The sequence below is a fragment of the Thermococcus sp. genome (genome assembly GCF_015521605.1).
Taxonomy (GTDB): Archaea; Methanobacteriota_B; Thermococci; order Thermococcales; family Thermococcaceae; genus Thermococcus.
Genome location: NZ_WANV01000011.1, coordinates 35,764 through 61,960, shown reverse-complemented (window position 1 = coordinate 61,960; position 26,197 = coordinate 35,764). Strand labels below are relative to the sequence as shown.

At 53.4% G+C, this 26,197-nt stretch carries 25 protein-coding genes; 15 read left to right on the top strand and 10 right to left on the bottom strand.

Going from position 1 to position 26,197, the window contains the following annotated elements; all coding sequences use genetic code 11:
• Positions 1–3,353: CARDB domain-containing protein (locus tag F7C11_RS02045; RefSeq protein ID WP_297090440.1), on the top strand; the 3,353-nt coding region annotated here is incomplete at its 5' end.
• A gap of 58 nt (positions 3,354–3,411) precedes the next feature.
• Here F7C11_RS02045 and F7C11_RS02040 read toward each other — a convergent pair.
• Complete coding sequence (locus F7C11_RS02040; RefSeq protein ID WP_297090437.1) at positions 3,412–4,065, bottom strand: diacylglycerol/polyprenol kinase family protein; 654 nt, start codon at positions 4,063–4,065, stop codon at positions 3,412–3,414.
• Positions 4,037–4,735 carry an HAD family hydrolase gene (locus F7C11_RS02035; RefSeq protein ID WP_297090435.1) on the bottom strand — a complete coding sequence of 233 codons (699 nt, stop codon included), beginning with the start codon at positions 4,733–4,735 and terminating at the stop codon, positions 4,037–4,039. Before F7C11_RS02035 ends, F7C11_RS02040 begins: the two co-directional genes overlap by 29 nt.
• A 75-nt stretch (positions 4,736–4,810) precedes the next feature.
• Between F7C11_RS02035 and F7C11_RS02030 the strand changes: the two genes are divergently transcribed.
• From F7C11_RS02030 to mfnA, 3 genes are read left to right on the top strand one after another with little or no spacing between them, the layout of a single operon-like run.
• The gene (locus tag F7C11_RS02030) at positions 4,811–5,059 is read left to right on the top strand and encodes a DUF131 domain-containing protein (protein WP_297090433.1); all 249 of its coding nucleotides are present in this window, start codon (positions 4,811–4,813) and stop codon (positions 5,057–5,059) included.
• 1 nt (position 5,060) lies between these two features.
• Entirely contained in the window at positions 5,061–6,236 is a 1,176-nt protein-coding gene (locus F7C11_RS02025) for a cation:proton antiporter (protein ID WP_297090431.1), read from the top strand.
• Positions 6,237–6,273: 37 nt separating this feature from the next.
• Positions 6,274–7,434, top strand: coding sequence for a tyrosine decarboxylase MfnA (gene mfnA / locus F7C11_RS02020; RefSeq protein ID WP_297090429.1), 1,161 nt, complete (start codon positions 6,274–6,276; stop codon positions 7,432–7,434).
• Here the strand turns inward: mfnA and F7C11_RS02015 are convergent.
• Positions 7,424–8,284 carry a cation diffusion facilitator family transporter gene (locus F7C11_RS02015; protein WP_297090427.1) on the bottom strand — a complete coding sequence of 287 codons (861 nt, stop codon included), beginning with the start codon at positions 8,282–8,284 and terminating at the stop codon, positions 7,424–7,426. The two genes, mfnA and F7C11_RS02015, sit on opposite strands and share 11 nt — an antisense overlap.
• A 467-nt stretch (positions 8,285–8,751) precedes the next feature.
• On the bottom strand, positions 8,752–9,738 hold the full coding sequence (locus F7C11_RS02010) for a sulfotransferase (RefSeq protein ID WP_297090425.1): 987 nt from the start codon (positions 9,736–9,738) through the stop codon (positions 8,752–8,754).
• A gap of 115 nt (positions 9,739–9,853) precedes the next feature.
• Between F7C11_RS02010 and F7C11_RS02005 the strand changes: the two genes are divergently transcribed.
• Positions 9,854–10,861: a glycosyltransferase family 2 protein gene (locus F7C11_RS02005; protein ID WP_297090423.1), complete on the top strand. Its 1,008-nt coding sequence runs from the start codon at positions 9,854–9,856 to the stop codon at positions 10,859–10,861.
• Complete coding sequence (locus F7C11_RS02000) at positions 10,862–11,728, top strand: alkaline phosphatase family protein (RefSeq protein WP_297090421.1); 867 nt, start codon at positions 10,862–10,864, stop codon at positions 11,726–11,728.
• Here F7C11_RS02000 and F7C11_RS01995 read toward each other — a convergent pair.
• Entirely contained in the window at positions 11,693–12,619 is a 927-nt protein-coding gene (locus tag F7C11_RS01995) for a glycosyltransferase family 2 protein (protein ID WP_297090462.1), read from the bottom strand. The genes F7C11_RS02000 and F7C11_RS01995 overlap by 36 nt on opposite strands.
• Before the next feature lie 69 nt (positions 12,620–12,688).
• On the opposite strand from F7C11_RS01995, the gene F7C11_RS01990 reads away from it, so the two are divergent.
• Genes F7C11_RS01990 through F7C11_RS01970 form a run of 5 tightly spaced genes read left to right on the top strand, consistent with a single transcriptional unit; the run spans position 12,689 to position 17,942 of the window.
• A complete protein-coding gene (locus F7C11_RS01990; protein ID WP_297090419.1) occupies positions 12,689–13,972 on the top strand; it encodes a UDP-glucose/GDP-mannose dehydrogenase family protein in 1,284 nt (427 codons plus the stop codon).
• Positions 13,969–14,847 (top strand): UTP--glucose-1-phosphate uridylyltransferase GalU, encoded by an 879-nt coding sequence (gene galU / locus F7C11_RS01985; RefSeq protein ID WP_297090417.1) that lies wholly within the window; start codon positions 13,969–13,971, stop codon positions 14,845–14,847. Before F7C11_RS01990 ends, galU begins: the two co-directional genes overlap by 4 nt.
• On the top strand, positions 14,840–15,742 hold the full coding sequence (locus tag F7C11_RS01980) for a glycosyltransferase (RefSeq protein WP_297090415.1): 903 nt from the start codon (positions 14,840–14,842) through the stop codon (positions 15,740–15,742). The genes galU and F7C11_RS01980 overlap by 8 nt, the downstream gene beginning before the upstream one ends.
• A 50-nt stretch (positions 15,743–15,792) precedes the next feature.
• On the top strand, positions 15,793–16,926 hold the full coding sequence (locus tag F7C11_RS01975) for a site-2 protease family protein (protein ID WP_297090413.1): 1,134 nt from the start codon (positions 15,793–15,795) through the stop codon (positions 16,924–16,926).
• A 47-nt stretch (positions 16,927–16,973) separates the two neighbouring features.
• Positions 16,974–17,942 carry a TIGR00269 family protein gene (locus F7C11_RS01970; protein WP_297090411.1) on the top strand — a complete coding sequence of 323 codons (969 nt, stop codon included), beginning with the start codon at positions 16,974–16,976 and terminating at the stop codon, positions 17,940–17,942.
• On the opposite strand, the gene F7C11_RS01965 is transcribed toward F7C11_RS01970, so the two are convergent.
• On the bottom strand, positions 17,910–18,656 hold the full coding sequence (locus tag F7C11_RS01965; protein WP_297090409.1) for a hypothetical protein: 747 nt from the start codon (positions 18,654–18,656) through the stop codon (positions 17,910–17,912). The two genes, F7C11_RS01970 and F7C11_RS01965, sit on opposite strands and share 33 nt — an antisense overlap.
• 147 nt (positions 18,657–18,803) lie before the next feature.
• Between F7C11_RS01965 and F7C11_RS01960 the strand changes: the two genes are divergently transcribed.
• The gene (locus F7C11_RS01960; protein WP_297090407.1) at positions 18,804–19,418 is read left to right on the top strand and encodes a hypothetical protein; all 615 of its coding nucleotides are present in this window, start codon (positions 18,804–18,806) and stop codon (positions 19,416–19,418) included.
• A 4-nt stretch (positions 19,419–19,422) separates the two neighbouring features.
• Positions 19,423–19,719 (top strand): transcriptional regulator, encoded by a 297-nt coding sequence (locus F7C11_RS01955; RefSeq protein WP_297090405.1) that lies wholly within the window; start codon positions 19,423–19,425, stop codon positions 19,717–19,719.
• On the opposite strand, the gene F7C11_RS01950 is transcribed toward F7C11_RS01955, so the two are convergent.
• From F7C11_RS01950 to pcp, 3 genes are all read right to left on the bottom strand, one after another.
• Positions 19,716–20,324, bottom strand: coding sequence for a hypothetical protein (locus F7C11_RS01950; RefSeq protein WP_297090403.1), 609 nt, complete (start codon positions 20,322–20,324; stop codon positions 19,716–19,718). The genes F7C11_RS01955 and F7C11_RS01950 overlap by 4 nt on opposite strands.
• Positions 20,325–20,351: 27 nt before the next feature.
• A complete protein-coding gene (locus tag F7C11_RS01945) occupies positions 20,352–22,316 on the bottom strand; it encodes a DUF460 domain-containing protein (protein ID WP_394354835.1) in 1,965 nt (654 codons plus the stop codon).
• Between the two features lie 78 nt (positions 22,317–22,394).
• The gene (gene pcp, locus F7C11_RS01940; protein ID WP_297090401.1) at positions 22,395–22,997 is read right to left on the bottom strand and encodes a pyroglutamyl-peptidase I; all 603 of its coding nucleotides are present in this window, start codon (positions 22,995–22,997) and stop codon (positions 22,395–22,397) included.
• Between the two features lie 60 nt (positions 22,998–23,057).
• Between pcp and F7C11_RS01935 the strand changes: the two genes are divergently transcribed.
• Positions 23,058–24,170 (top strand): NAD(P)/FAD-dependent oxidoreductase, encoded by a 1,113-nt coding sequence (locus F7C11_RS01935; protein WP_297090399.1) that lies wholly within the window; start codon positions 23,058–23,060, stop codon positions 24,168–24,170.
• Between the two features lie 9 nt (positions 24,171–24,179).
• Positions 24,180–24,530 (top strand): ASCH domain-containing protein, encoded by a 351-nt coding sequence (locus F7C11_RS01930; protein ID WP_297090397.1) that lies wholly within the window; start codon positions 24,180–24,182, stop codon positions 24,528–24,530.
• A gap of 165 nt (positions 24,531–24,695) precedes the next feature.
• On the opposite strand, the gene F7C11_RS01925 is transcribed toward F7C11_RS01930, so the two are convergent.
• Complete coding sequence (locus F7C11_RS01925; RefSeq protein WP_297090395.1) at positions 24,696–26,192, bottom strand: carboxypeptidase M32; 1,497 nt, start codon at positions 26,190–26,192, stop codon at positions 24,696–24,698.
• Positions 26,193–26,197 lie beyond the last annotated feature (5 nt).

Here is a 26,197-nt window from a genome sequence, read left to right as displayed (position 1 = left end):
GCAGGTTTGCAAGTGCCCTCTATGGAACCAAGATCATAGACGGAAGCCTAAGCGACTGGACTGCCTCGGATTTGATAGCGGTAGGACAAGACAACGGGCAGGCCGGAGCTAATCTTGACAGGCTTTACGTCTCGTGGGACGATCAGTACCTTTATATCGCGATAAAGACCAACAACACCGGAAGCTGGGACGTTGCCTACGGAATAGGAATAGACGTTGACCCCGGAACAGGAAACGGATACACCGGTCCGAGCGACTCCTGGGGCAGGCAGATAAACTTCAGCAGCGGTTTTGCGGTTGATTATGAGATTTACTTCTGGTGGGGCTGGAACAGCGGGATGGGTACGGACAACTTCAACACCTGGACCGGAAGCGGCTGGAATTACAACAGTATAAATGGTGTTGGGGGGAGCTTTGCCTACACGGGGGACACCTCTACCGGCCTCCAGACCATTGAGATAAAGATCCCCTGGTCTGCCCTTGGAGGGAAGCCCAACAAGATAGCGATAATGGCTTGGGTCACCGGAAGCGGTGGTTCGGCCGTTGACAGCCTCCCCGTGGATCCGGCCATAGACTACACCAACATTGGAAGCGAGTGGGGAGACACCGATGTATTCACCAACCTCGCCGAGATATACGTCGGTACGAAGACCATCGACGGCGACCTGAGCGACTGGAGCGATGCAGACCTCATAGTGATCGGAATGGACAACGGGCAGGCTGGAGCGAACCTTGAGAGGCTCTATGTCTCGTGGGACGATCAGTACCTTTATATCGCGATAAAGACCAACAACACCGGAAGCTGGGACGTTGCCTATGGAATTGGTATTGATATTGATCCAGGAACGGGCAACGGATACACCAGCGGTGGAGACTCGTGGGGAAGGAGTGTTGAGTTCTCCAATGGTTTTGCGGTTGATTATGAGATTTACTTCTGGTGGGGATGGAATACCGGAATGGGCACGGACAACTTCAACACATGGACAGGAGGCAGCTGGACATATAACAGCATAAGCGGTGTCGGAGGAAGCTTCGCTTACACGGGAGACACTTCTACCGGCCTCCAGACCATTGAGATAAGGATACCATGGAGCGCCCTCGGTGGCAAGCACTCCAGGTTCGCGGTTATGGCCTGGGTTACAGGTAGCGGTGGTTCGGCCGTTGACAGCCTCCCCGTGGATCCGGCCATAGACTACACCAACATTGGAAGCGAGTGGGGAGACACCGATGTATTCACAAACATGCTCGTCTGCGAGTGGTTTCTGATGGCCGACCTCACGACGAGCATCACCGGGCCGGGAGTTGTCGGCCTCAACAGGAACGCCGTTTACAACGTCACCGTTAGGAACGAGGGCTCCCTTCCCACCCAGAACGCGAGCGTTAGGGTCTACATCAACGGCAACCTCTACACGAACTGGACGGTCGACCTCGGACCGGGTGAGAGCAGGTGGTTCACCTTCACCTGGACTCCGAACGCCACCGGAACGTACACCATAAGGGCGGTCGTTGACGAGGACAACCTAATCCCCGAGGCCAACGAAAACAACAACGAGTTCACCATGGATGTTCAGGTTGTCTGGGTGGGCAACATAGACGTCGATGGAAATCCGGACGACTGGCTGGCGGCCACCCTCGCTCCAAACTCATACATCGTTCAGAACGGCTTCTTCATTTGGAACGATGCCACGAACGACCAGAGGCACGACAAAGACCAGTACCTGCCCGGCGGAACTTCAGCCCACGCCGACCTGACGGAGGTCGGTGTCACCAAGGACGACCGCTACGTGTACTTCCTCTTCAAGTTCGCAAACATGAGCAACATAAAGATAGGCGACAACGGAGCGACCTTCATAGCCGTTCCGATAGACTACAAGGACGGTGGAGCCACGTGGTTTGCCGGTGAAATGGACACCAACGGAGTTCTCCAGTGGGACATCCAGATGGCCGTAAACCTCGGCGGAAGCCAGTACACAGGCCAGACCTCGGCCGTGGCCTCCGCCGGAACCAGCAAGACCTCCCTGCTGTACTTCGTAGATCCCTCCGGAAACATCGTTCAGGTCAACGGCGCACTCGTTGGGGTCAACCTCCGCAAGAATACCGTTGAGGTAAGAATCCCGCTGAGCGTCTTCGGAGGGGCCAAAGAGTTCAGCTTCCAGGTGGCTACCGGCTTTAGCTATGGCCCCGCCGTCTGGAACTTCGGGGACCCCTTCGCAAACGATGGAATAAGCGACATAGTCGACACCATCACCAAGGAGCCGAGCACCACGGCGGAGCTTTCAGACAACATTCCGGACTACTACGTCAAAATCAGGATGGAGAACATAATCGAGAGCGCGAACCTCGTCAGCGTCAAGATGCAGAGGCTCATCCAGTACCAGAACTCGTTCGTGATGCTCAACAGGTTCTACGGAATAAGGCACTTCGAGAGAGACTACGCGAACTACGACGCCCTCATGAAGGAGCTCAGCAACCTGCCGCTGACTGACGAGATGAAGGACCGCCTCAACAAGATCCAAGACGAGGTCATGGACCTCCTGAAACTGTACAACGATGGAAAGGCGCTGATAGACCAGCCAAACTATGCGTTCGGCGCTTCCCTCAAGATATACCGCGCCTACACCGGGCTGAAGAAGATAGTCAGAGAGATGGAGGGCATGGTAGAAAAGGCAAAGAGCGGTGAGCTTGAGAAGGAGAGGCACATGCAGGAGCTCGCCAAGAACCTCACAAAGACCATAGACGGCAGCCTGGACGACTGGGACGTCCAGCCCGTGGCAGTAGACGAGACAGGCTTCGGCCAGGACGGTGCGAACCTCAAGGCCCTCTACGTTGACTACGACGACCAGTTCCTCTACATAGCCCTCACAACGGAGAACAAGGCCTCGTGGAGGGTGGCTTACGGCATAGCGATGGACTACAAGGACGGAGGCTACACCGCCGGAACCGACGCGTGGGGCAGAAAGATCGGCTTCAGCCAGGGCGTGGACGCAGAACTGTACTTCTTCTGGAACGGCGAGTTCTTCGGGGACAAGGGGACCAGCAACATAACAAGCGCACAGTTCGTCGTATGGGACGGCTCGGCATGGAAGTATGAGGAGCTCAAATGGGTTGGATTCTACGCCTACACCGGAGGGGCCGAGGACGGACTCCAGACGCTTGAGATAGCCATCCCATGGGAGGCTCTCGGAGGAAAGCCGGAGAAGCTCAGTATTGTGGCATACGTGACTGGACAGGGTGCCGGCGATTCTGCCGTTGACAGCCTGCCGCTCCAGGATGCCGTCAAGGACAAGGCACCCGGCGAGGAGTGGGGCGACGAGGACACGTTTACCAAGTTCGCCACTGTCACCATAGAGTGACGTCCTTTCTGTTCTTTTCTACCTATTTGTGGCCCCATAGAGAACGTTAATAAAAAAATCAAGCCAGGAAAAGCCCCGCAAGATACAGCACAACCGCTATCGCCAGCTGGTTTGAAAAGTTGTCGTCCAGCTGTTCTCTGGGATCCTTTCCCGGGGGAAGACCGTGGAACTCCACCAGCATGCCAGTCAGGGAGCCGAGAACCGCCAGAAAGGGCCCCACAAGGGGCCAGAGAATCAGAAGTCCCGAGATAAAGTAGGAGAGGCTTCCCTCAAGGCTCTTACCGTTGCTGAACCTGTGCCTCCCGAAGGACTTGCCGACTATGGCGGCGAGGGCATCCCCGACCGTGGCGACTGTTATCGCCCCCACGGCTATCTCGGGAGGGAAGAAGTACACCACTATGAATGCCGCCGCGGCAAAGTATATGTGGGCCGCCACCCGGTAGCGTTCGTGCTCCCTCGTTATCTCCCGTATCTGCTTCTCCAGAACCTCCACGCGTTCGATGACATCGTTGTCAACGTATATCTTGAGCCTCCTCTTGATGTTGTCCCTTAACTCCTCAATTATTCTGAAGGGTTCGAGCACGACGAAGAGGAAGAACGCCACGCCTATGAGGGTGAGTGTGACCTCTCTGCCGAAGAGCAGGTACGAGACTGGAACAAGAAGGCCGGTGAGGTGAAGGGATTTACGCTTCAGCTCGTTTTTCATGCTCACGTTTTATCACCTCCAAGGCCTCCGTGAGGTCTTTGACCACGTAATCAGCGTGCTTTGCCAGCCTCCCCTTGAAATACCCCCTGCGGACGAGTATCGTGGTTGCGCCTATCTCCTTCCCGCCACGCATATCCGTATCGTCCCTGTCTCCGACCATGTATACCTCATCCTCGTGGGGAAAGAGCCGCCTCGCCAGGCGGAAGTTGTGGGGATCGAGCTTGCTGTGCCCCGTCTCCCCGCTGATTACAAGTGCATCGAAGTAGTCCTTTATGCCGAGGTATTCAAGCTTCTTTCTCTGCCATCTTGTCGAGGAGTCCGTTATCAGGACCACCCTGGCACCAAGGGATTTCAGGCCCTCCAGAAAGGGAACCGCATCCGGGAAGAGCCTCAGGTTCGAGAAAAAGACCCTGTCCACGAGCTCCTGGATCTGGTCGAGCTCCTCGGGCGAGATGCCGGCGTACATCTTCCTGAGGAGCCTCTCAACGATTTTGTCGAGATCCATCATGTGGAGCTCCCTGGACTGCTCAAGCTCGCGGTAGCGGGCGGTAAGTATGTAAAAGAACGCCTTAAACTTCCTCCTTTTCAGCAGGAAAGGGATGAGACGGAGTATCGTGTACTTCCCAGCATCCCATGTGTTGCATAGGGTATCGTCGAGGTCAACGAGTACAAGCATGTTGGAGAATTTGGCCCCCCGGCATTTAAACCCTTTGGGTTAAGTTTTAAAAGATGAGGGGAGAGTCTTCAACGTATGGACAAGGGGAGCCTGCTCATACTGACGGGCATGGGGATGATACTGCTCGGATTCTTGCTAGTCTTTATTGGAACCGCGGTATCGGCCCTCGGTGGCGATGGCGAAATTGAAGGCGGCGGGGTCATAATGATAGGCCCCATACCGATAATCTTCGGGACGGGCAGGGGCGTGAGCATCGCAGCGATACTTGCGATAATACTGATGGCACTCTGGATAATAGGCGCTCTGCTGGCGAGGAGGGGATGACGTGGACTTCCTGCCCGCGCTGGCAATTCTGCTGGTGGTAGCGAAGAGCATTGAATGGCTCTTTGAGAGGGTCGGGATACACCCGATAATAGCCCACGTCCTCACCGGTGTTCTCCTGGGGCCCTTTTTACTGGGCGTCATTGAACCGACGGAGGAACTGGGGGTCCTGGCGGAGTTCGGGCTGATAATGATGATGCTCTACATGGGGCTCACCAGCAACTTCTCCGCGATAGCCCAGAACACCAAGAAGGCGGTTGTGGTTGCCAGCCTCGGAGTTGCGTTCTCGTTCATTTTCGGATTTCTCACCGTGATGTACTTCGGCAAGGGCATGACGGCGGCCATATTCATAGGAATAACCCTCGGAAACACGGCAATAGAGGTGACGAGCGGAGTCCTGGCCAAGGAGCGGGTCAAGAGGGAGGTCTCGTCCATCATCATGGGGGCGGCCTTCGCGGACGATATAATGGCGGTCTATCTCATAGGCATCATAACGGCCCTCGCCGGCGGCGGCCTTGATCTTGTCTCCTTTGGGATTCTGACCGTCAAGATATTTGCGTTCATAGCGGCCACACTGCTAATCTCAGAGTACGTTTTCAAGAGGGCGAGGTGGTTCTACTCAATCGTCAGAAACCTTAACGTCTTCTTCACCTTCACCCTTATCTTAACCTTTGCACTTGCAATCATAGCCGAGAAAGCCGGCCTCAACCAGATAATCGGAGCCTACCTTGCAGGCCTTACAATAAGCAGGCTGAGGGAAAGGAAAGACCCCCTCGTGGTCACCAGGATAAAGCTGAACGAGCTCATCGAGGATCTCCAGGTGGTTCTCACCGAGTTCTTCATACCCCTGTTCTTCATCTACGTCGGGCTCATGTTCAATCCCCCAACGGCGGGAATGAGCCTTGCCCTCATAGGGGCACTCTACCTGTCCGCGGTTTTCGGGAAGCTCTTCGGATGCGGTCTGGGGAGCAAAATCTTCGGCCTCAGCTGGAGGGACTCAATACTCGTCGGCATAGGCATGGGCGGGAGGGGAAGCCTGGAGCTGGCCATACTGACCTTTGGCCTCAGCGCTGGCTTAATAGATCAGGTTCTCTTTGCCAGCTTCATAACAGTCTCGATGCTGACCGCGCTGACGACTCCCCTGTTCTTCAAGACCTACATCCAGAGGGCAAAAGCTTAAATCCCTCCCCGAGGAGTAGTGCCAGGCTGGTGAGATGATGTTCCCGAGAAAAGGCGCGAGCGAAAAGGAGGTTCTGGAGGAGCTTGAGGAAAAAACGTCTTTAGATTTAACCTTTGACTCGGGGAGAATCCTCGGCTCGATGTGCACCTACCCCCACCCCTTTGCAGTTGAAATCGTCAGGAGGTACATAGACAGGAATCTCGGTGATCCCGGCCTCCACGTAGGGAGTCAGAGGGTCGAGGAGGAAGCCGTTGAGATGCTGTCAAACCTCCTGGGCCTGGAGAAAGGCTACGGGCACATAGTCTCCGGTGGCACTGAGGCCAACATCCTGGCGGTGCGGGCCTTTCGGAACATCGCCGGGACCGAGAACCCCGAGCTGATACTCCCTGAGAGCGCCCACTTCTCCTTCCTGAAGGCGAGCGAGATGCTGGGGGTAAAACTCGTCTGGGCGGGGCTGAGGAAGGACTATTCGGTCGATGTTAAGGACGTCGAGGCCAAAATCACTGACAACACCATAGGAATCGTCGGCATCGCCGGCACCACCGGGCTGGGCGTCGTCGACGACATTCCAGCTTTGAGTGACCTGGCCATCGACTATGGCCTTCCGCTTCACGTGGATGCTGCCTTCGGGGGGTTCGTGATACCTTTTGCGAAGGAGCTCGGCTACGATCTTCCCGACTTTGACTTCAGGCTGAAGGGCGTGAAGAGCATAACCATAGACCCCCACAAGATGGGGATGGTGCCCATTCCTGCAGGGGGAATAATATTCCGGGAAAAGAAATTCCTTGAGGCGATAAGTGTCCCCGCCCCCTACCTGGCCGGCGGAAAGGTGTGGCAGGCGACGATAACCGGAACCAGACCGGGAGCAAGTGCTTTGGCTGTCTGGGCGATGATAAAGCACCTCGGGTTCGAAGGCTACAAGGAGGTCGTGGGAAAAGCGATGGGGCTGAGCAGATGGTTCGCCGGGGAACTGAAAAAGATACCCGGCGTTTATCTCATCAGAGAGCCCGTTCTCAACATAGTGTCCTTTGGAACCAAAAACCTTGAGGAGGTTGAGGAGGAGCTGAAGAGGCGCGGCTGGGGCATAAGCGCCCACAGGGGCTACATAAGGATAGTCATGATGCCCCATGTGAAGAGGGAGCATCTGGAAGAGTTCTTGGAGGATTTGAGGGCGACTATTGAAGGAATTACTTCGTGACCCCCTTGATGTCCACGTGGACGAAGGCGACCTCCACCTCGGGCAGCCTCTCTATGCGCTTCTTCACATCCTCGCTGATGTCGTGGGCCTCCTTCAGCGTGAGCTCGGGTGGAACCTCGATGTGGAGCTCAACGTGGAGCTTATTTCCAACGTAGTGCGCCCTTAAATCGTGGACTCCGAGGACATTCGGGACACTTAAGGCGGTCTTCTTTATCCTCTCACACACCTCAAAGGGCGGAGCCTGCCCGGTCAGGTAGCCGAGGTTTGTCAGGATTATATCCAGTGCGACCTTCACAAGAAACAGGGCCACAACGAGGCCTGCCAGGGAATCCCCGTAGCCAAACCCAAACCTCTGGGCCACAAGCCCCACGAGAACGGCCACGCTGCTCAGCGCGTCGCTCCTGTGGTGGTATGCGTCCGCTATGAGTATCTGGCTGTTGAGCTTCTTTCCAACGTAGACGGAATACCTGAACATGGCCTCCTTGGAGAGGATGGACAGAACCGTGACGCCCAGCATCAAGGAATTGACCTGGATAGTGCCTCCGTGGAGGATACGGTAGACGGCGTCCCTTCCTATCTCGTAGGCGACTATGAGGAGCGCCTCGCCGATTAAGAACGCCACCAGAGGCTCGAAGCGGGAGTGGCCGAAGGGGTGACTCCTGTCCGGCGGTTTGGAGGATATCCTTATTCCGGCGTAGCCTATGACGCTCGTTATGACGTCGCTGAGAGAGTGGACTCCATCAGAGATTAAGGCTATGCTGGAATACATTAGTCCCACGATGACCTTGATGATAGAGAGCACCACGTTCCCCATTATGCTGACCCATATCGGCCTGTATATCTCCTCCACTGTATCACCACTATTTTGTGCATATGCACATAATATTTAAACCTTGCTGTCTCCCCTTCAGGTCTTTAACTTTATTAGGTTTTCCAATTTTGTTAGGCTAATCTAATTCAAGGGACATAAAAATGAGCGGAGCGGTCAGTCCGTCACTCCATCATCACGAGCCTCAGGCAAGGCTGAAGTCATCATCCCGGAAAAGGTAGGGGATGGGCCTTAAAAGGGTTGCTCAGCGATCACCTTTCCTTCCTCATCAATCGGTTCGCCCATCACTCATCATCGCAGGGGGAGATTGGAAGAGGGGCTTAAAACGGTTTCCAAAGCTTCCGATCGGAGCTCATGATTGGACTTTCTCATATACTATCTTGGAGTGGCTTTGAAAAAAGACATAACTTTCGATACTATCAGGGGAAGTCCAGGTATAAACCTGGGACAATTAAGAAAGTGCTATCCTGTTTTGCTTTGTAATTTGCCTAGATTTTTACTCCCCATGATGCAAGAGAATCGTAATCAGGTTCAGGATGCTCGTCGTAGAAATCCAAGCCAAACCAGGAGATAATCTCGAGTATTCCCCTGACTTGCCTCTCACTAAGCTTTTCGCGCCATTTTATAAGCTGCCTGGGAGTACCTATGTAATCCTTTCCATAGGTCTTCCTAGTTACTTTGCTGGGCGTTTTTATCCGCTTTACGGCCTCCTCTGGCACTTCCTCTCCGATGTACCCAAAAATTGCCCCCAGCTCCTCCTCTGGATTCACAACGAGACGCTCATAGATCACAGTGTACCATGGATACGGCTTCTTAGAGGCCAGAGGAATGTAGTTTTCAAAGGCCCAGATAGCGGCCAGACGCTCTATCTGGGAATTGATCCCTCTCAGACGCGTGACAAGCTCCTCATTCTCCGCAAGCTCTGGAACCTTGTTAACCTCATTCAGGAGCTGATCCACGGTTATCTTCGAGAAGAAGCCCGTGGCGAGCTGGGAAGCTATCGTGGCGCAGGGATGTCTGATTATGAAGTAGGTAGCCCGCAGATTGAACGTGTTTGCTATCCATGGAAGCATTGTGTTTGCTCTAACAAACTTAACAACGAGCTTGGATGCCTTGAAACGGCGGATTATGGTCCCCAATCTAAGGTACTGCCTGTGGGGGAATTGGGCTCCCACCCGACCGGTAAAAACCTTCCCCAAATATGCCCTCAGCTTCGGGTAGTCCTCCTGTGTGGGAACGTAGGGGTCGTAGGGTATGCCAAGCTTCCTGAACTCGGGATACCATGAGGGGTGAAATGGCTCGAAGATGGATTTATATTCTGGAATGGACTCTAGAAGCTCCATAAGCCACGTGGAACCAGAACGGCGAGTTCCAGAGATTACTATGGTGTCCTCGATTCTAAAATCGTGTAGGTGCGCGGTGATTAAATCGAGGGTGTAATTGGTTCTAGAGGCGAGGAACGAGAGCGGTCCCATCAGCTTTTTCCCTCCGATACACTCGAAACATGCGTTAACGGGGGTTACTTAAATAGTTTGCGACATCCGCTTAGCTATCTTTTTAAATTGTTCCAAGGTTCTCATTTTGATAGTGATGTCCATGTCCGTATCAGTTATCATATCAACACTCTACAAACGTCCCAGAGAGTTCAAAGAGTGCCTCGAGTCCATAATTGAACAGACAGTCCGCCCCACAGAGGTTATCATCATCAACGGTAGCTTCGATGGTTCATGGGAGAAGATGAGGGAGGAGTTCGAGGACATCTTCAAGAAAATGCGAGACGCCGGAATCGCCGTGAAGCATATTCCCCTCCCGGGTGCCAGCCTACCCCATGCCAGGAACACGGGAGCAAAGCTCGGAAAGGGAGAGATACTTCTCTTCCTCGACGACGACGTCGTTCTTGAGAGAGACTACATAGAGAACCTCATCAAGGTATATGAAAAATACTCAAACGCCATGGGTGTTCAGGGTTTTATAACCAATAGAATACGCCCAAACAACCTGCTCATCAGGTTTGGTTTTCTGAAGTTCCTCTGGTGGCTCCTCCAGCGCGGCTACTACGAGGTCGATGTTCACAAACAACTCCCTTCAATCTTTGAGGTTCTCCCCCACCGTGTTACCAAAGTGATAGGGCGAGAGAGCTTCAGCGGAACGAACATGTCCTATCGGAGAGAAGTCTTTAAAACTCTCGAATTCGACGAGCGCCTCAAGAGGTATGCAATAGGAGAAGACAAAGACTTCTCATACCGAGTTCACAAGCTATTTCCGGGTTCGCTCTACCAAACCCCTCACGCAAGGCTAGTGCATCAAGAAGCTCCAGCGGGAAGGCTCCCATCAAAGCAGTTTGAAACTATGAAACAGGTTTATCACCTCTATCTGTTCTACAAGCTCTTTGAGCAGAACCCCAAAAACAAGATTATTTATATTCTTGGCAGGATTGGAGATCTCCTGCTTCATTCTATACTCTTCATGAGTTCCGACTTCAAGAAGGAGAAAGCTCTCAAGAGTATTTACATGATTGAAGCTATGTGGATTGCCCTCTCAAACCGAAATAGGATTAAGAAGGGGGATATAAACTTCTGGTGGAAGGAGGCAAGTTAAATGGAGAGGATAATCATACTGGGAATAGACGGACTGGAATATAAGTTTGTAAAAGAGTGGGATTTACAACACATCAAACAGACAACATATTCAAAAACTGATCTTTCTGATTTTGAAGTGATAGTAACACCGCCAATATGGGCCGCAATGCTTACTGGAAGAAAAATACCTGAGATCGAAGAGCCGTTTGTAAAAAGAGAGAAAATGATAGCAAAAGAGAGCAATATATCAAAAGTTAAACCCCCGTGGTATGTAAAACTCGGAGCCAAAATCCTCCCCCTCCCGATACGAAAGAGGCTCGGAGACCTCATGGCACCCAATCCATTTGAAAAGACATACGACTACCTCCTCAGGACGAAGAAGTACAGAACCATGTTCGACTACTTTGACAAGACTTGGACAAACGGCATCCCATCCTACGGAAGGAACGTTTCAACCCCAGAGGTAAAGGCAGCGATGGCGGAAGCCGTTAAGGGCAATCTAAAGCCTCTCGTGGAATACGCGATGGAGACATATGAGCAGGATAGAAAGGCCCTCTTTGAGGCGCTTGAAGGAGATTACGAGCTTATTTTCTGGTACACCCCCTTCCTTGACGAGATTTCTCACTTCTACATCAGGAAAAAGCTGAAGCTGATGAACATATACTTTGACGTGAACAAGCTTGTCAGAGATGTCTCAGAGAAGCTGGACGAAGGTGATGTGCTCTATATAATTTCAGATCACGGGATGGAGCCCATACCAGGGGATCCACGCGGTGGGGACCACTCTGACCACGGCTTTTTCAGCAGCAATACTGGGGAGGTTATAAAGAAGCCTCAGGATCTTTTCAAGTTAGTAGTCAGCAAGTCCAAAATACATCATCCCTAAGACCTTCCGGATATTACTACACACACTCATATCTTTCCTCGCAAATTCCCTTATTTTTTTTGAAATCATGGGGTTCTCGTGTTGAGAAAATGCTGAAAAATATCCTACAAGCAACCCACTAGCCTTTGTGGGATTATCAAAGAGAGCCATAAACAACGCTCGAAATAGAATAGATACGGGTTCAACACCAAGATGATAATTGGCTCGGCCCTGGCGGAGGTATGCTCGAAAGAAACCGCCTCTACTCTGGGTGGGTCTTAGCTGGACAGCTATAGCATCTATAACCTGGCCAATTTCCCACCCGTTGAGCCGCGCAAGATAATTTGAGACAACGTCGGGAGTATAAAACCGGCGGTATCCACCCACATCGTTGAAACACTCTCTTCGAAACAGCCGGGGACTACCCCTTGGGTGCTTTGGGTTAGTTTTCTCCCAAAAAATTCGCTTTCCATCAGGGCTTTTTAGGTAAACTCCCCCACTGGCTATTCCCATGGAGGGATTCTCATGAAACTTGATCATGAGTTTTTCAAAAAACCTTCTCTCAAGAATAAAATCCGCATCTACCACACCAATATAGCCGTAGGGAATGCCGTTCTCACGTGCAAGCCTCTGGACAACGTTAAAACCTGCCCTTACAACTTCGGAATATCTCATGGTAGGGTCATATTCGTGAAAAGAATCCCCCATAGTATGGCCAACTATCCACTCGTACTCATGTTCCAACTGTTTGATAATCTCGGGAGTTTTATCGATACTATTATCATTAACAATAACCCACAGGCGAGGTTGGATGGTCTGATTAATAACACTCCTGGCAAGCAGAGGAAGGTTTTTTTCCTCATTTTTCGCCGGTGTTACCAGTATGTAGCTTCGAGTTTTCATGCTTCTCATGCTCAATCAGAAAAAGAAAGCGCATGAAGTTTATAAGGTTCACTTTCCCTATTCTCGTGGTGGTCATTGATGAGAATTTCCATCATAGGCTCCGGTTACGTGGGCCTCGTCACTGGCATGGGCTTCGTCAAGCTTGGGAATGAAGTCATTTTCGTGGACGTTGACGAAAGAAAAGTTAAAATGATAAACAATGCTAAACCCCCAATCTACGAGGAAGGCCTCGAAGAACTCATGAAAGAGTTCAAAGGCAAGTACCACGCTACCATGGGCTATCATGAGGCTATCTTAAACTCGGACGTGACGTTTATAGCAGTCGGGACACCCTCCAGAGAGGACGGTTCAATCGACCTCAAATACGTTAAAGAAGCGAGCAAATCAATTGGAGAAGCCCTTCAAGAGAAGGAAGACTATCACGTGATCGTCGTCAAGAGCACTGTCCTTCCGGGCACTACAGAAGAGATTGTAAAACCTATTCTCGAAGAGTATTCAGGGAAAAAATCCTTCGAGGACTTTGGTCTGGCGATGAATCCCGAATTCCTGCGCGAGGGAGTAGCGTTGAAGGACTTTCTCAACCCAGACAGGGTTGTAATCGGAGTCGAGGATGCAAAAACGAGAGGAATTCTTGATGAGCTTTACGCCCCAATTAACGCCCCAAAACTCTTCACTGACATTAAAACCGCCGAAATGATTAAGTATGCTTCAAACGCTTTCCTAGCGACAAAGATAAGCTTCGCGAACGAGATTGGGAACATCTGCAAGAAACTTGGAATCGACTCGTGGAGGGTCTTTGAGGGGGTTGGACTTGACCATAGGATTAGCCCGCACTTCTTCAAAACAGGAATCGGCTGGGGTGGCTCGTGCTTCCCAAAGGATATGAGGGCACTAATCAGAAAGGCTGAGGAACTGGGAGAAGAACCACTCATTCTCAAGGCGGTTGTAGGGGTCAACGAAAGACAGCCACTCAAGCTGATAGAACTCCTGAAAAAGCATGTTCCAAACCTGAAGGGAAGAAAAATTGGAGTCCTTGGTCTGGCATTCAAGCCAAATACTGACGACGTGAGGGAAACGAGAGCCTATGTCATTATCAAGAAACTACTTGACGAAGGGGCTGAAGTAATAGCCTACGATCCTCAAGCAATGGAGAACTTTAGGCGATTCTATCCTGATGTTGGCGAGAAAATCGAGTACGTCAACTCCTCCGATGATGTCCTCAGGGATACTGACGCTGTTCTGATAGTCACAGAGTGGAGTGAGTTCGAGGAGCTTGATTACTCGGAGAAGATTGTCATCGATGGTCGCCGGGTGAAAGCTGCAGAGAAGGGTGCAAAAATTTACGAGGGGGTGTGCTGGTGAAGGTTAAGAAGGCGGTCATTCCTGCCGCTGGCCTGGGAACAAGAATGCTCCCAATAACAAAGTCGATGCCCAAAGAAATGCTCCCCATAGTTGACCGTCCCGTTATTCATTACGTTGTCGAGGAAGCTATCAAGTCAGGAATCGATGATATCCTCATAATTACCGGGAAAGGCAAACGCGCAATTGAGGACTACTTTGATAGAAGCTTTGAGTTGGAGTACTACCTCAGAGAAAAGGGAAAAATCGAGGAACTGAGGCAGATTGAAGAAATCGGTGAAATGGCAGACATTCACTATGTCCGCCAGAAGAAGCCGCTAGGACTTGGAGACGCTATACTCCACGCCGAGAAACACGTGAACGGAGAACCCTTCGCTGTTCTCCTTGGAGATGATATCATAATAAGCAACAAACCCGCGATAAGGCAGCTGATTGAAGTCGCAGAAAAGAAGGACTCACCGGTTGTAGGGGTAGAACACGTCCCTCACGAGCTCGTTGGTAAATATGGAATCCTTGATGGGGAAAAGATCGGGAATGATCTCTACAGGATAAAGGATCTTGTGGAAAAACCCGCTCCGGAAGAAGCACCAAGCAACATTGCGATAATCGGTAGGTACGTTTTAACACCAGATGTGTTTGATGCTCTTAGAGAGACGGCCCCCGGGAAAGGGGGTGAAATACAACTTACCGATGCTCTCAGAACCCTTTTAAATGAAAAAGAGATGTTCGCAAGGATGATAGCGGGGAAAAGATATGACGTTGGGAGTAAGGTGGGATTCATAAGGGCCAATATCGAATTAAGCCTCACAAGGAAAGAGCTGCGGGATAAGATAATCGGACTCATGGAAAGCATTCTCCAGGAGGTTCGGGATGAGTAGGCCGGAGGTCTCGGTAATAATCCCGACGTACAATCGGGCCCATCTGCTCAAAAGGGCTATAAAAAGCGTTCTCAGACAGAGCTTCGATGATTTTGAGCTGATAGTGGTAGATGACGCGTCCCCAGATAACACGCCGGAGGTTGTCGAGAGCATAGACGATGGGAGGATCAGGTACGTACGTCTCAAAAAGAATTCTGGGGGTCCCGTGGCAAGGAACACTGGCATTAAAAAGGCCCGGGGGAGATTCATTGCCCTTCTCGACGACGACGATGAGTGGCTTCCCCATAGATTGGAAGTTCAGATCAAAAAGTTCGAAGAACTCGGGAGAGAATTTGGGGTGGTTTACGGCGGCTTCTACTACATATCCCAGCAAGACGGACGGATACTTGGGAAGAGGCTGCCGCAGTTTCGGGGGGACGTTTACAAGCAATTTCTGAAGGAAAATTTCGTGGGGAGTCCAACCCTTCTCATAAGACGAGAATGCTTCAAGAGGGCAGGGCTCTTTGATCCTAAGCTCACAAGCTCCCAGGACTGGGATATGTGGCTCAGGATAGCTAAACACTACAAGTTCGACTATGTAGATGAGATAGTTGCAAAGTACTACGTGCACGGGAGGCAGATATCGTTTAACATGAAAAAATACATACCCGGGAGAGAGAGGTTCATCCACAAGCATCCTGACATCAGATGGAATCCAAGGATACTGAGCATTCACCTGAGCCAGATGGGGTTGTTGCTTATCCTCGGAGGAAGCCCTGGTAAAGGGTTGGAATACTTAATACAATCTTTTGCAATGTCACCTCTAAACCTGGATAACTACAGAAAACTTACAGAGTTGGCTATTGACTCACGTTCCATTGAGTATATAAAGAGGATACTACACTTCAGTAGGTAGCGCACTACATTTTTAAACCCCCACCAAAAAGGCTCTATTAGGTGACCCAAATGAACAGTACCCTCATCACAGTAATCATTGGTATCGCGGCGTTCTGGATCGTTCTCTACGCCCTCTTCGGGAGAAGGGAAGAGAAGGAAGAGGGCTTGACGGTTGACCTATTCGTCGCCATGTGGCGCACAAAACGTCTTCTAGGCTTTATAGATAGCATCGCAGGGAAGGCCAGGCGCTTCTGGAGGGCTTACGGTGATGTGGGAATAGTCCTGGGCTTCGCGGGAATGGCCTACGTATTTTATGCCCTCCTCAAAACTGCCATGAAGACCGTTCAAACAGGGGGAGAAAGCAGTGGCGTTCAGCTGGTAATCCCCGGGGTAACGATACCCCTCTGGTACGGCCTCATTGGGCTTGCCGTCGTTATGGTCGTCCACGAACTGAGCCACGGGATCGTTGCGAGGGCAGAAAACCTGCCCCTCAAATCCGTCGGTCTGGTTCTCCTCGCCGTAATACCCGGGGCATTCGTAGAACCGGATGAGGAAGAACTTGAAAGGGCGTCCCTTCGCTCAAGGCTTCGCGTTTATGGGGCGGGTTCGCTGGCAAACGTCGTAACAGCCATCCTTGCGCTCCTCATAATAAACTTCGCAATAACCCCAGTTCTCCAGCCAGCGGGGATACTCGTCTCCGGCGTTCTTGAGGACAGCCCGGCCTTCGGCGTCCTCCAGCAGGGCGACGTTATAATAGCCATGGACGGAGAGCAGATAACCGACATGGAGAGCTTCATAAACTTCATGAACACGACCAAACCCGGGCAGCTCGTGACGCTCACGGTGCTCAGAAACGGGGAGGAGATAAACCTCCAGCTGAAACTGGGGGCCCACCCCGAGGACCCGGAGAAGGGCTACATCGGGATATACCCCGCACAGCACGTGGTCTCAAAGATAGGCTATGAGAACGTGGTGCTGCCGCTGTTCTTCGCATTCTACTGGATATACGTGCTCAACCTGGGGATAGGGCTGATGAACCTCTTCCCGCTGGTGCCCCTCGACGGAGGCAGGATGCTCGACGACGTCGTCAAGACCTACCTTCCGGAGAGGATTGCCAAGCCGGTGAGGTACTTCACAATAGGTGTCGGGCTGTTCCTTTTGGCACTCAACCTGTGGCCAGCACTGGTCAATCTTGTGGGCTGAGCCCAACTTTTTTAACCCCTCTTTTTCCGGCCTAAATGGGTGAGCGGATGAAGTGCTCAAAGTGCGGAAGGTCAGCCGTCTACCACGCACGCTACACCGGCAGGTACTACTGCAGGAAACACTTCAACGAGATGGTGGAGAAAAAGTTCAAGGAGACCGTTAAAAAGTACCGGCTCATAGAGAAAGGCGAGAGGATAGCCGTCGGTGTGAGCGGCGGAAAGGACAGCGTCGTCCTCATGCACCTTCTCGCGAAGCTCCGCGAGAAGTTCCCCTTCGAGCTGGTCGCGATAACGATCGATGAGGGGATAGCAGGCTACAGGCCCCCGAGCGTTGAGATAGCAAGGAGGAACGCGGAGAAGCTGGAGATAGAACACCGGATATATTCGTTTAAGAACCACATCGGATTTTCCCTGGATGAAACGGTCGAGATAATGGGAAGCTTTGAGAAGGGCGAGAGGGTCGGTGCATGCTCCTACTGCGGCGTCTGGAGGAGGTGGCTGCTCAACTACGCGGCGAAGGACGTAGGAGCGGACAAGCTGGCCGTCGGCCACAACTTGGATGACGAGGTTCAGATGTTTTTGATGAACATCATGAGAGGAGACATAGCGCGCCTGGGGAGAACTGGCCCATACTACGAGGAGATTCACCCGGAGCTAGTTCCAAGGATAAAGCCCCTGCGCGAGATTCCCGAGAAGGAGATAGTCCTCTACGCTATCCTCAACGGCATAGAGGTCGATTTCAGTGAGTGCCCCTACGCGGTGGAAGCTTTTAGGGCCGAGATCCGGGACTGGATAAATGAGATGGAGGAGAGGCACCCGGGGACGAAATATCAGATACTGAGGAGCTACGATAAGCTCTTCCCGCTCATAGCGAAGACCTACACGAAGAAAACGAGCGAGCTCAACAGGTGCAGAATCTGCGGACAGCCCACAACGGGCGAGATATGCAAGGCCTGCCAGTTCAAACTGCAGGTGGAGGAAAAATCAGAGAGGCATAAGCACCACGCGTCCCCCTAAAATCCTGAACCGGTACTGGCTCTTCAGCGGGTTGAAGTCGGGCAGGGGGGATTTTCTTATCACCATTCTCTCCTCAAAGGGAGCATCGGGGGAAACGAACTCGATCACGTACTGACTGTACAGCGATACCCAAGAGACCAGCTTTTCGGAGGCCCTGCCCTTGTTCAAGAGAAAGATATTGAGGGGCCTCTTTCTTCTCTCGGTGATCCTTGCCCTCTCCTTCTCGGCCATGAGTCTCTGAAACGTCGAGATGAAGTTCTCCGTGCCGAGCAGGAAGGCGAGCCCATCGATGGTGACATCGATTCCGACGGGACGTCTGTCTCCAATACGCTCCCCCAGAAGTCTGCGGTACACCCGTTCATACTTTGGAAGAAACGTCCCGGGATCCATGTTAGAGGTGTAAATAAACCCCTGAGAATATTCCACCCCATAGAAGGAAGAGAACAGGTCTACAATGGCAAGATTTCCCCCTTTTCCTTCAGCTTCCACGTCAAAATTGACCGCCTTCAGTTCCATAGCCAGTGCCGAAAATGGGAGAACCGAATCGATGATGACCCCGAAGTCTCCCAGCGCTATGCGGTTTTTTAGTATCTCAAAAGCCAGAGCCCAGCCCTTTGAGTACCTATCGTAGACGATGAGGAGATTGCTGTCCTCCAAAAGGCCGCCCCCAAGCGCCTCGTCAAGAACCTGGATTCCCGTGCTGAGAAGCTCCATAGCATCACCACCAATCCAAGATAAACGGTTACCCTGTATTTAATAGTATCTTCACATCCCGGCATCAAAGGTACCGAATGATTCTGAAACCCAGAGAAACCCCACCCTATAAATAATCCGCCGCCATATTCTTGGAGGGTGGAAAGTATGGAGGAAGTTAGGGAGCTGAAGGACGTGCTGGAGAGGGTTGAAGGCAAGCTGATAGCGGCCGGAAAGATGTACGGGGCGATGAACTTTGGGGCATGGCTTTCTGTGATGCTGTTCTACTACACCATCATAGGCGTGTTCAAGCCTTCCTGGCAGTTCAACCTTGTATACTGGCCCGTTGCCTTCATCGCCGCCATGGGGTTTACCGGAAAGGTATGGAGGCGGCTCCAGAGGCTCGGACGGATTACGGGGAGGAAAGCAGAGGTCTCGACAACTGGAGGGATTCTGATAACCCTGGCCTGGATCACGGGAATAGTCCTCGGGTGGGGAGTTATACCCGGAATGCACCTCGGGGTCAACGCAGAGGCGAGCATGGCCGTTGGGTTCCTGAGTTTCATAGCATTCTCGGTCTTCGCGATGTGGCTGGTCTTTGCCAAATACGGAGGAATCGAGCGTGAGATAGTCCCAGCGTTCCTCATTCCGGCCATGGGGGTACCCGTCGCCAGGGGCATGGAGTCCGGGGCAATGGCGTGGGCAGGCTTCCTCGTTGGTCTGGGGTTCTCGCTGGCCGTGTTGCTCTACATCTACTCGGCCTTCAAAGCGATAGAGCGGTGAGACCATGGAGGCCATCAGGGAGCTGACGAAGAACCACACTCTGGGCAATCCAATAAGGCTCGCCATAATGCTCTACCTCCTGCCCAGGGAGAGGGTGCTCTTCAGGGACCTCCTCGGAGTTCTCGACGTCACCCCCGGCAACCTGGATTCCCACCTTAAAACCCTTGAAAGGGCCGGCTACGTTGAAATCTACAAGGTTATAGCCGACAGGCCCAGAACCGCAGTGAGGATAACGGAGAAAGGGGCCGGGGAAACGGCTGAGTACCTCCGGACCCTCAGGGAGATCCTGAGCAGGGTCTAATCAGACAGCTCAAACGGGTACCCTTTTCTCGCCACCAGCCAGAGGCCAGAGAAAGCCCCCAGAGTGTCCATGACGACGTCCCTGAGCTTGTTGAGTGTGCTCTCTTGTATGAAACCTATACTGCCCTCGCTGAGCTTTTCTGCGATTTCCCACCCAAGGGCAAGGCCGTAGAATATCAAGAAGGAGTAGAGGATCACCTCCCTCCGGGATATTCCAAAGCCCTCCCTTGAGAGACCGCTGAGAACCTCTGCTATCATCAGCCAGAGGACCAACCCTCCGAGGAAGTGGCTTATCATGTCGGCGTTTCTCCACTCCCTGTGAAACAGGTCGTAGTGGGTGAAGGGGACGTTCACGAGGCTCACATGAACGGCCAGGAATATCGCCAGTATCATGACGGTCCTGACGTTGAACAGGGGCCCCAAAAGGGCTCCGATGACGCCCCGGGGAGGCTTAAAAGTGCGCTGAACCAGCATTAAGCCCACAAGAAGCCCCATAGTCCACAGGGTTCTGAGTACGTGATCCACCCTCCGGTAGTAGAGCCCGGTAAGGAATCCCACGAAGATGATGCCCGTGGCAGTCAGGGTCACCTTAACCTCGGTCTCCATGTAACATCAACTCCAGAAGGAGGCCGGTCAGGGCTTCCGGCTCTCCTCCGCCGCCTTCCTTTTCAGCTCCTTCAACCTTTCCAGCCTGTACTCCTCAATGAGCCTCAGGAACTTCTCGGCCTCTTTTTCCCGGTCCTCCTTCTCCCACTCCGCCAGAAGCGTCTCTATGGCCCGCTCAAGGGTCTCCCGTTCGACAACAGCGAACTCATCAACACGTTTGACGTCGAGTTCATCGCCCGTGAAGAATGGGACGTGCGCTTCCCTGAGAACCTCTCTGACGGACTCGGGCAGTGGCTTTTCCGTTATCAGCGCCCGGATTCCCTTCTCAACCAGCTCCTCCGCTATGGCCCTCCCCGCACCGGCGGGGTTCACCACGAACAGAACATCGCCCCGCTTTACGCCTATCTCGCGCTCCAGCTTTTCGAGCTCGCGCCAGCTGAGGACGTTCATGACCTTCAGGGGGACGGCAGAGCCCCTTATCTCCACCACGTTCATCCTCTTCACGTGGACAAGGTCCCTGCTCAGGCGCTCTATGACGGCCTTGGCCTCGCGGAGCTGCTTCTCAAGAACCTCTATGCGCTTAACCTTCGCCTCAAGCTCCCTCTCGCGGAGAACCTTCTTCCTGACCTCCTCGTCGTAGTCAGCTATGCGTCTCTCAAGCCTACCTATCGTCCTCCTCTGCTCCTTTATTATCTCTCTCAGTTCGGCGTTTTCCCTCTCAAGGAACTCTACCCTCCTCTCCAGCTCGCGGATGCGCTTTATGTAGGGCGTGACATCGACACTCGGCCTCTCCTCTGGTGCCTCTTCCTCCTTTGGCCTTTCGCGCAGTGTAACTTTCTGCATGGCCTCCCCGAGGTTGTAACCCTGAATGACCAGAGCTTTTATCTCGTCGGCTTTTCTCGTGAGTCCCGCCTCGCGGAGTTTGGAATCAACGTGCTCCAGCTTGGGCTTCAGGCGGAGATAGGCCTTGTAGGCCGCCGCCAGAGCATCCCTCTGGTGGTCGTCGTCAACGCTTACCCCGAGGTTCCGCAGGAGTTCGTTCTTCTCCTCAACGCGGAGGCTTTCCCTGGGGACAAAGAGGTTGGCCTTGAAGGAGCGGGCTATTTTTTCGACGAACCCCGGGGCGGGGTTTACATCGGTGGCAACGATGACCGGATGGCCAACGTCGCTTATGAACCTAAAGACCTCGCCGACAGGCATGTTTCTCTCGCTGTGGAGCGCCACTATGCGACCGCTCAGGTCTATCGCCGCTATACCGACCGTTATCCCCGGGTCTATGCCCACTATGATGCTCCTCCTCTCGTGTATAGCCTCCTCACCCCTCAGGGGAGTGAACCCGAGCTCGGCCCTTTCAACCGGCTGAATTCTCACCTCGACGTCCCCGCCGCGCGCGGGCTTTATCAGCCCCATGAGCTCCTCCCTGCTGGCATAGACCCTGAACTCCCCCTTGGCCAGACCGTAGTCTTTCTCCTCAACTTCCAGGTCGAAGGGAATGTTAGCCCTCCGCAACCTGTCCTCTATCTCCCGCACCTTGTCCCTTACAAGGTTGTGGACGCGCTTTCTATAGCGATCCTGGCTCCAGCCGCCCTTGCCGTGGCTCCTTCCCCGGGTGACCTTGATAACCACCTCGTCCTCGAAGGCAAGAACCTCGTAGCCAACCCCTTTGCTGGCCAGCAGGGCAGAAAGCTTGGCCTCCTCGTAGGGGTCGAACCTGTCTGTTGTCCTTATCCCGTGCTCCCTCGCGAGGCTCTGGAGGCTTCTCTGCTCACCCGGCCTTCCAGTCACCTGGACGAGCTTCGTTCCGCCCGGAAGGGCCCGAAGGAACTTCCTGAGGTCGTCACCGAGCTCGGTAACGCTGTCCATGGCCACGATGTCCGGCCTCTTGCTCTGGATGAAACGGATCAGCCTGTAGAGGGTGAACTCACCCTTTCTCTCAAGCCGTCCATTGAACCAACTCACGACGGCAAACCTTTTGGGGTTCTCGCTTATTATGTCCACTCCGAGGATTAGAATAGGCCTCACCCTCTGGGGGTTCTGTAGGAAGGTTGGAGGGGCCACTTAAAAAGCTTATCAGCCCCTCAGGGAAGTCTCAATGGCGACCTCGATGGCCTTCCTTATCGTTTCAACGGCCATTGAAGGCCGCGGCTTTTCAAGAGCCTGCTCGTGGCTGAAGGGAACGTGGATGAAGCCCGACCTGGTCTCCATTCCGGCGACGGCTATCGTGTGGAGCGCCGTGAACATAGCTGCATTGCAGACGTAGGTTCCCGCGGTGTTGGAAACCCCAGCGGGTATTTTCGCGCCCCTCAAAGCCCTCACGATTGTCTTTATCGGAAGCGTTGCAAAGTACGCCGCAGGAGCGTCCTCAAAGACCGGCTCGTCCTCAGGAGCAAAGCCCTCGTTGTCGGGCGTTTTGCTATCCATGACGTTTATCGCAACGCGTTCGACGGTTATGTTCGGCCTCCCGCCGGCCTGCCCGGTCAGGATAACCACTTCGGGCCTCTCCCCAACGATGAGCCGGGGGAGTATCCTTCTGACGCCGTTGAAGGTCACCGGGAGCTGGTGCTTTACTATCTCGGCCCCACCAATCTCGTCCGGAAGCCCTGAAACAGCTTCCCAGGAGGGGTTTATCTCCTCGCCGCCAAAGGGCTCAAATCCCGTCACGAGCACTTTCATGGTACCACCGGAAAGGTTAGGTTTTTAGGTTTTAAAACGCACTCCCCCCGGTGGGTGAGAATGAGGTACGACGTTCTTATCATCGGGGCCGGGCCGGTTGGCAGCTACCTCGCCAACCTGCTCGCGAGGGAATTTAGTGTGGCGGTTGTGGAGAGAAAGGGCTCCTTGGGGGGAAAGGCCTGCACCGGCATAATAGGGGCCGAGAACTACGAGAGGCTTGGCCTTCCGGAGAGCGCAGTTTTAAACAAGCTCCGCGGGGCGGTTTTCTACTCCAGGATACAGAGCTTTGAGATAGAGAGAAAATCGCCCCAGGCATACCTCGTGGACAGGAAAGCCCTTGAGAGGTGGCTGGCAGAGAGAGCCGTCAAAAAGGGTGTGGACTACTATATGGCGACCACATTCCAGGGATTCAAAAATGGAAAGGCCGTCCTCCAGAGGCTCGGAGAGAGGATCGAGATGGAGGCGGATTTCTACATCGGGGCCGACGGCGTGAACAGCACTGTGGCGAAGGCGATAGGGGCTCAAACGAAGGCGGAGTTTCTGAGCGGTTATGAGACCGAGGTGGTTGGGGAATTCAAGAGGGACTTCGTCGAGGTCTGGGTGAACAGGGACATAAACCCCGAGTTCTTCTTCTGGGTGGCTCCTGTTAGCGAGAGCGTAGCCAGGGTAGGGACGTTCGGAAGCCTCGACGCCTTCCACAGGTTCCTGAAGATAAGGATGCTGAAGCCAACCTCGATAGTCGAGTTCAAGAGCGGAAGCGTCGGCTTCGGGGTGAGGAAGCCCTGGGTTAAGGGCAACGTTGCGCTAGTCGGCGATGCGGCGCTTCAGATAAAGCCCACCACCGCGGGGGGAATAGTGTACGGGATGTACTGCGCCCACGTCCTCCGGAGGGCTCTCCTCGATGGAAGGCTCCGGGACTATGAGAAGGGCTGTTCCTTCGTCAGGAAGCAGGTGGGCTTCGGGCTCCGCTTCAGGAGGGTGTTCCTCGGCATGAGCCAGGACGACATCGAAAAGGTCTTCGAAGTCCTTGGAAGTCCTGAGGCGAGAGAGATAATAGAAACCCAAGCGGATTTCGATGACCACGTGAAGACCGCGAAGGCAATACTTAAGAGGCCAAAGCTCCTCGCAAGGCTGATAAAGATAAGCCCCGCCATAGTCAGAACCCTCCTGTGAGGTGGTTGGATGGCAACGTGGAAGATGGGTCTCCAAGAGGAGTATCTTAAGGCCATAGCGGAGGGAAGAAAGAAGGTCGAGGGTCGCTTGTACGACGAGAAGAGGCAGGGGATAAGGCCCGGAGACACGATAATCTTCGAGAACAAGCTCATGTGCGTGGTGAAGGACGTCCGCGTCTACTCATCTTTCAGGGAGATGCTGGAGAAAGAGGGTCTTGGGAACGTTTTGCCGGGTGTGGAGAGCATAGAAGAGGGCGTGAAAGTTTACAGGCGGTTCTACAGCGAGGAGAAAGAAAAGAAGTACGGCGTTGCGGCGATAGAGGTCGAACCGGTGGGGTGGGTGGGGGAGCCGCTCACCTAGCGAACCCCTCAAACTCCCTCTCAATCTCATCGATACGCTTTTTGGCCGCCATGTATTCCCCCTAGTCATGTATCCCGAAGATAACATCAAAGCGTAGCCGTTGTCCGCGTTGAACCTCGGTTTATCTTTCTTCACTAAACGAACCACCCAAAAAGGAAGGAAAATTCAGAGGTACCTCTCCTTCACCCAGCGGATGAAGTAGCTCGGGTCGAGTTCCTCGCCGATGGAGTTCTTCAGGAGCTCCTTCGGTGGATAGATCGAGCCGTACCTGTGGATCTTCTCGCGGAGCCAGGCCTTCATCGGCCCGAAGTCCGCACTGGCGATGTGCTCTTCCACGTTAATATCCTTCTTCATGTGGTAGTAGAGCTGGGCCGAGAGGAGCGTTCCTATGCTGTAGGTCGGGAAGTAGCCGACGGTTCCATGCGCCCAGTGGATGTCCTGCAGAATTCCCTCGGCGTAGCTCTTCGGCCTTATGCCGAGGAGGCTCTCCATCTCTTCGTTCCAGAGCTCGGGTAAATCCCTCGCCTTGACGCCCTCGTTGAGCATCATCCTTTCGAGCTTGAAGCGGAGCAGGATGTGGAAGTTGTAGGTGACGACGTCTGACTCGGTCCTGATGAAGTCCGGGCGAACCATGTTGAAGTACAGGTAGACGTCCTCAGGAGTGTAGTTCGCCATGAAGGGCAGGTTCTCCCTGAGAACGGGGTGTATGAGCTCCGCGAACTCCATGCTCCTTCCAACGATGTTCTCCCAGAAGCGGCTCTGGCTCTCGTGGATTCCGAGGGAGACGCCGCCGGCAATCGGACTGAACATGAACCTCTCGTCCTGCTGAAGCTCGTAGAGCGCGTGACCGAATTCGTGGACGGTGCTCAGTATAGTTCTCCTGAAGTCGTAGCCCTCATACCTGGTGGTTATCCTGACATCGCGGATACCGAACTCCGTCGTGAACGGGTGGGCAGAGACGTCCAGTCTCGCGCGAACCCCAAGCGGATAGCCAAACTTCTGGAGTATCCATACGTTTACGCGCTCCATCCACTCCCTCTCGTACTTCTCCTTCTCAAGCGGGTGGCTCCGGGGAACCTTACCCTCCTCCATTATCCTCTCAAGGAGGGGTTTGAGCTCCCTCTCAAGCCTGTCAAACATCCTCTCAACTTCTTTGGTCGTCAGTCCTTCCTCGAACATGTCGAGGAGCGCATCGTAGGGCTCGTCCTCGTATCCGAGGTAATCAGCCGCCCTCTTGGCGAGGTCTATGATCCTGTCCAGCCAGGGCTCAAACTTGGAGTAGTCGTCGCTCCTCTTGGCCTCCTCCCATGCTTTGGTCGCCTGGCTCGTTACCTCACTCATCTCCCTGAGGAACTCCGGCGGGAACGAGCGGCTTATCCTTATCGAGCGGTCGAGAACCCTGACAACGCCCCTCTCGTACTCGTTGAGGCCTTCTATGGATTTAGCCTTCTCCACCAGCTCGACGAACTCCGGCTTGAGGAGGAACTCCTGGCTCAGGACGGAAAGCTCGCCCTGGGCGACGCTCCTCTCAAGTATCCCCTCCTTGGGCATGTTGACCTCCATGTCCCAGCCGAGGACGCTCTGGGCGTGGCCTATGGCCCAGATGCGGCGGTATCTCGTAAGTATCTCCCTGACTGTCTCGTTCTGGAAGACGCTTTCCATGGAAA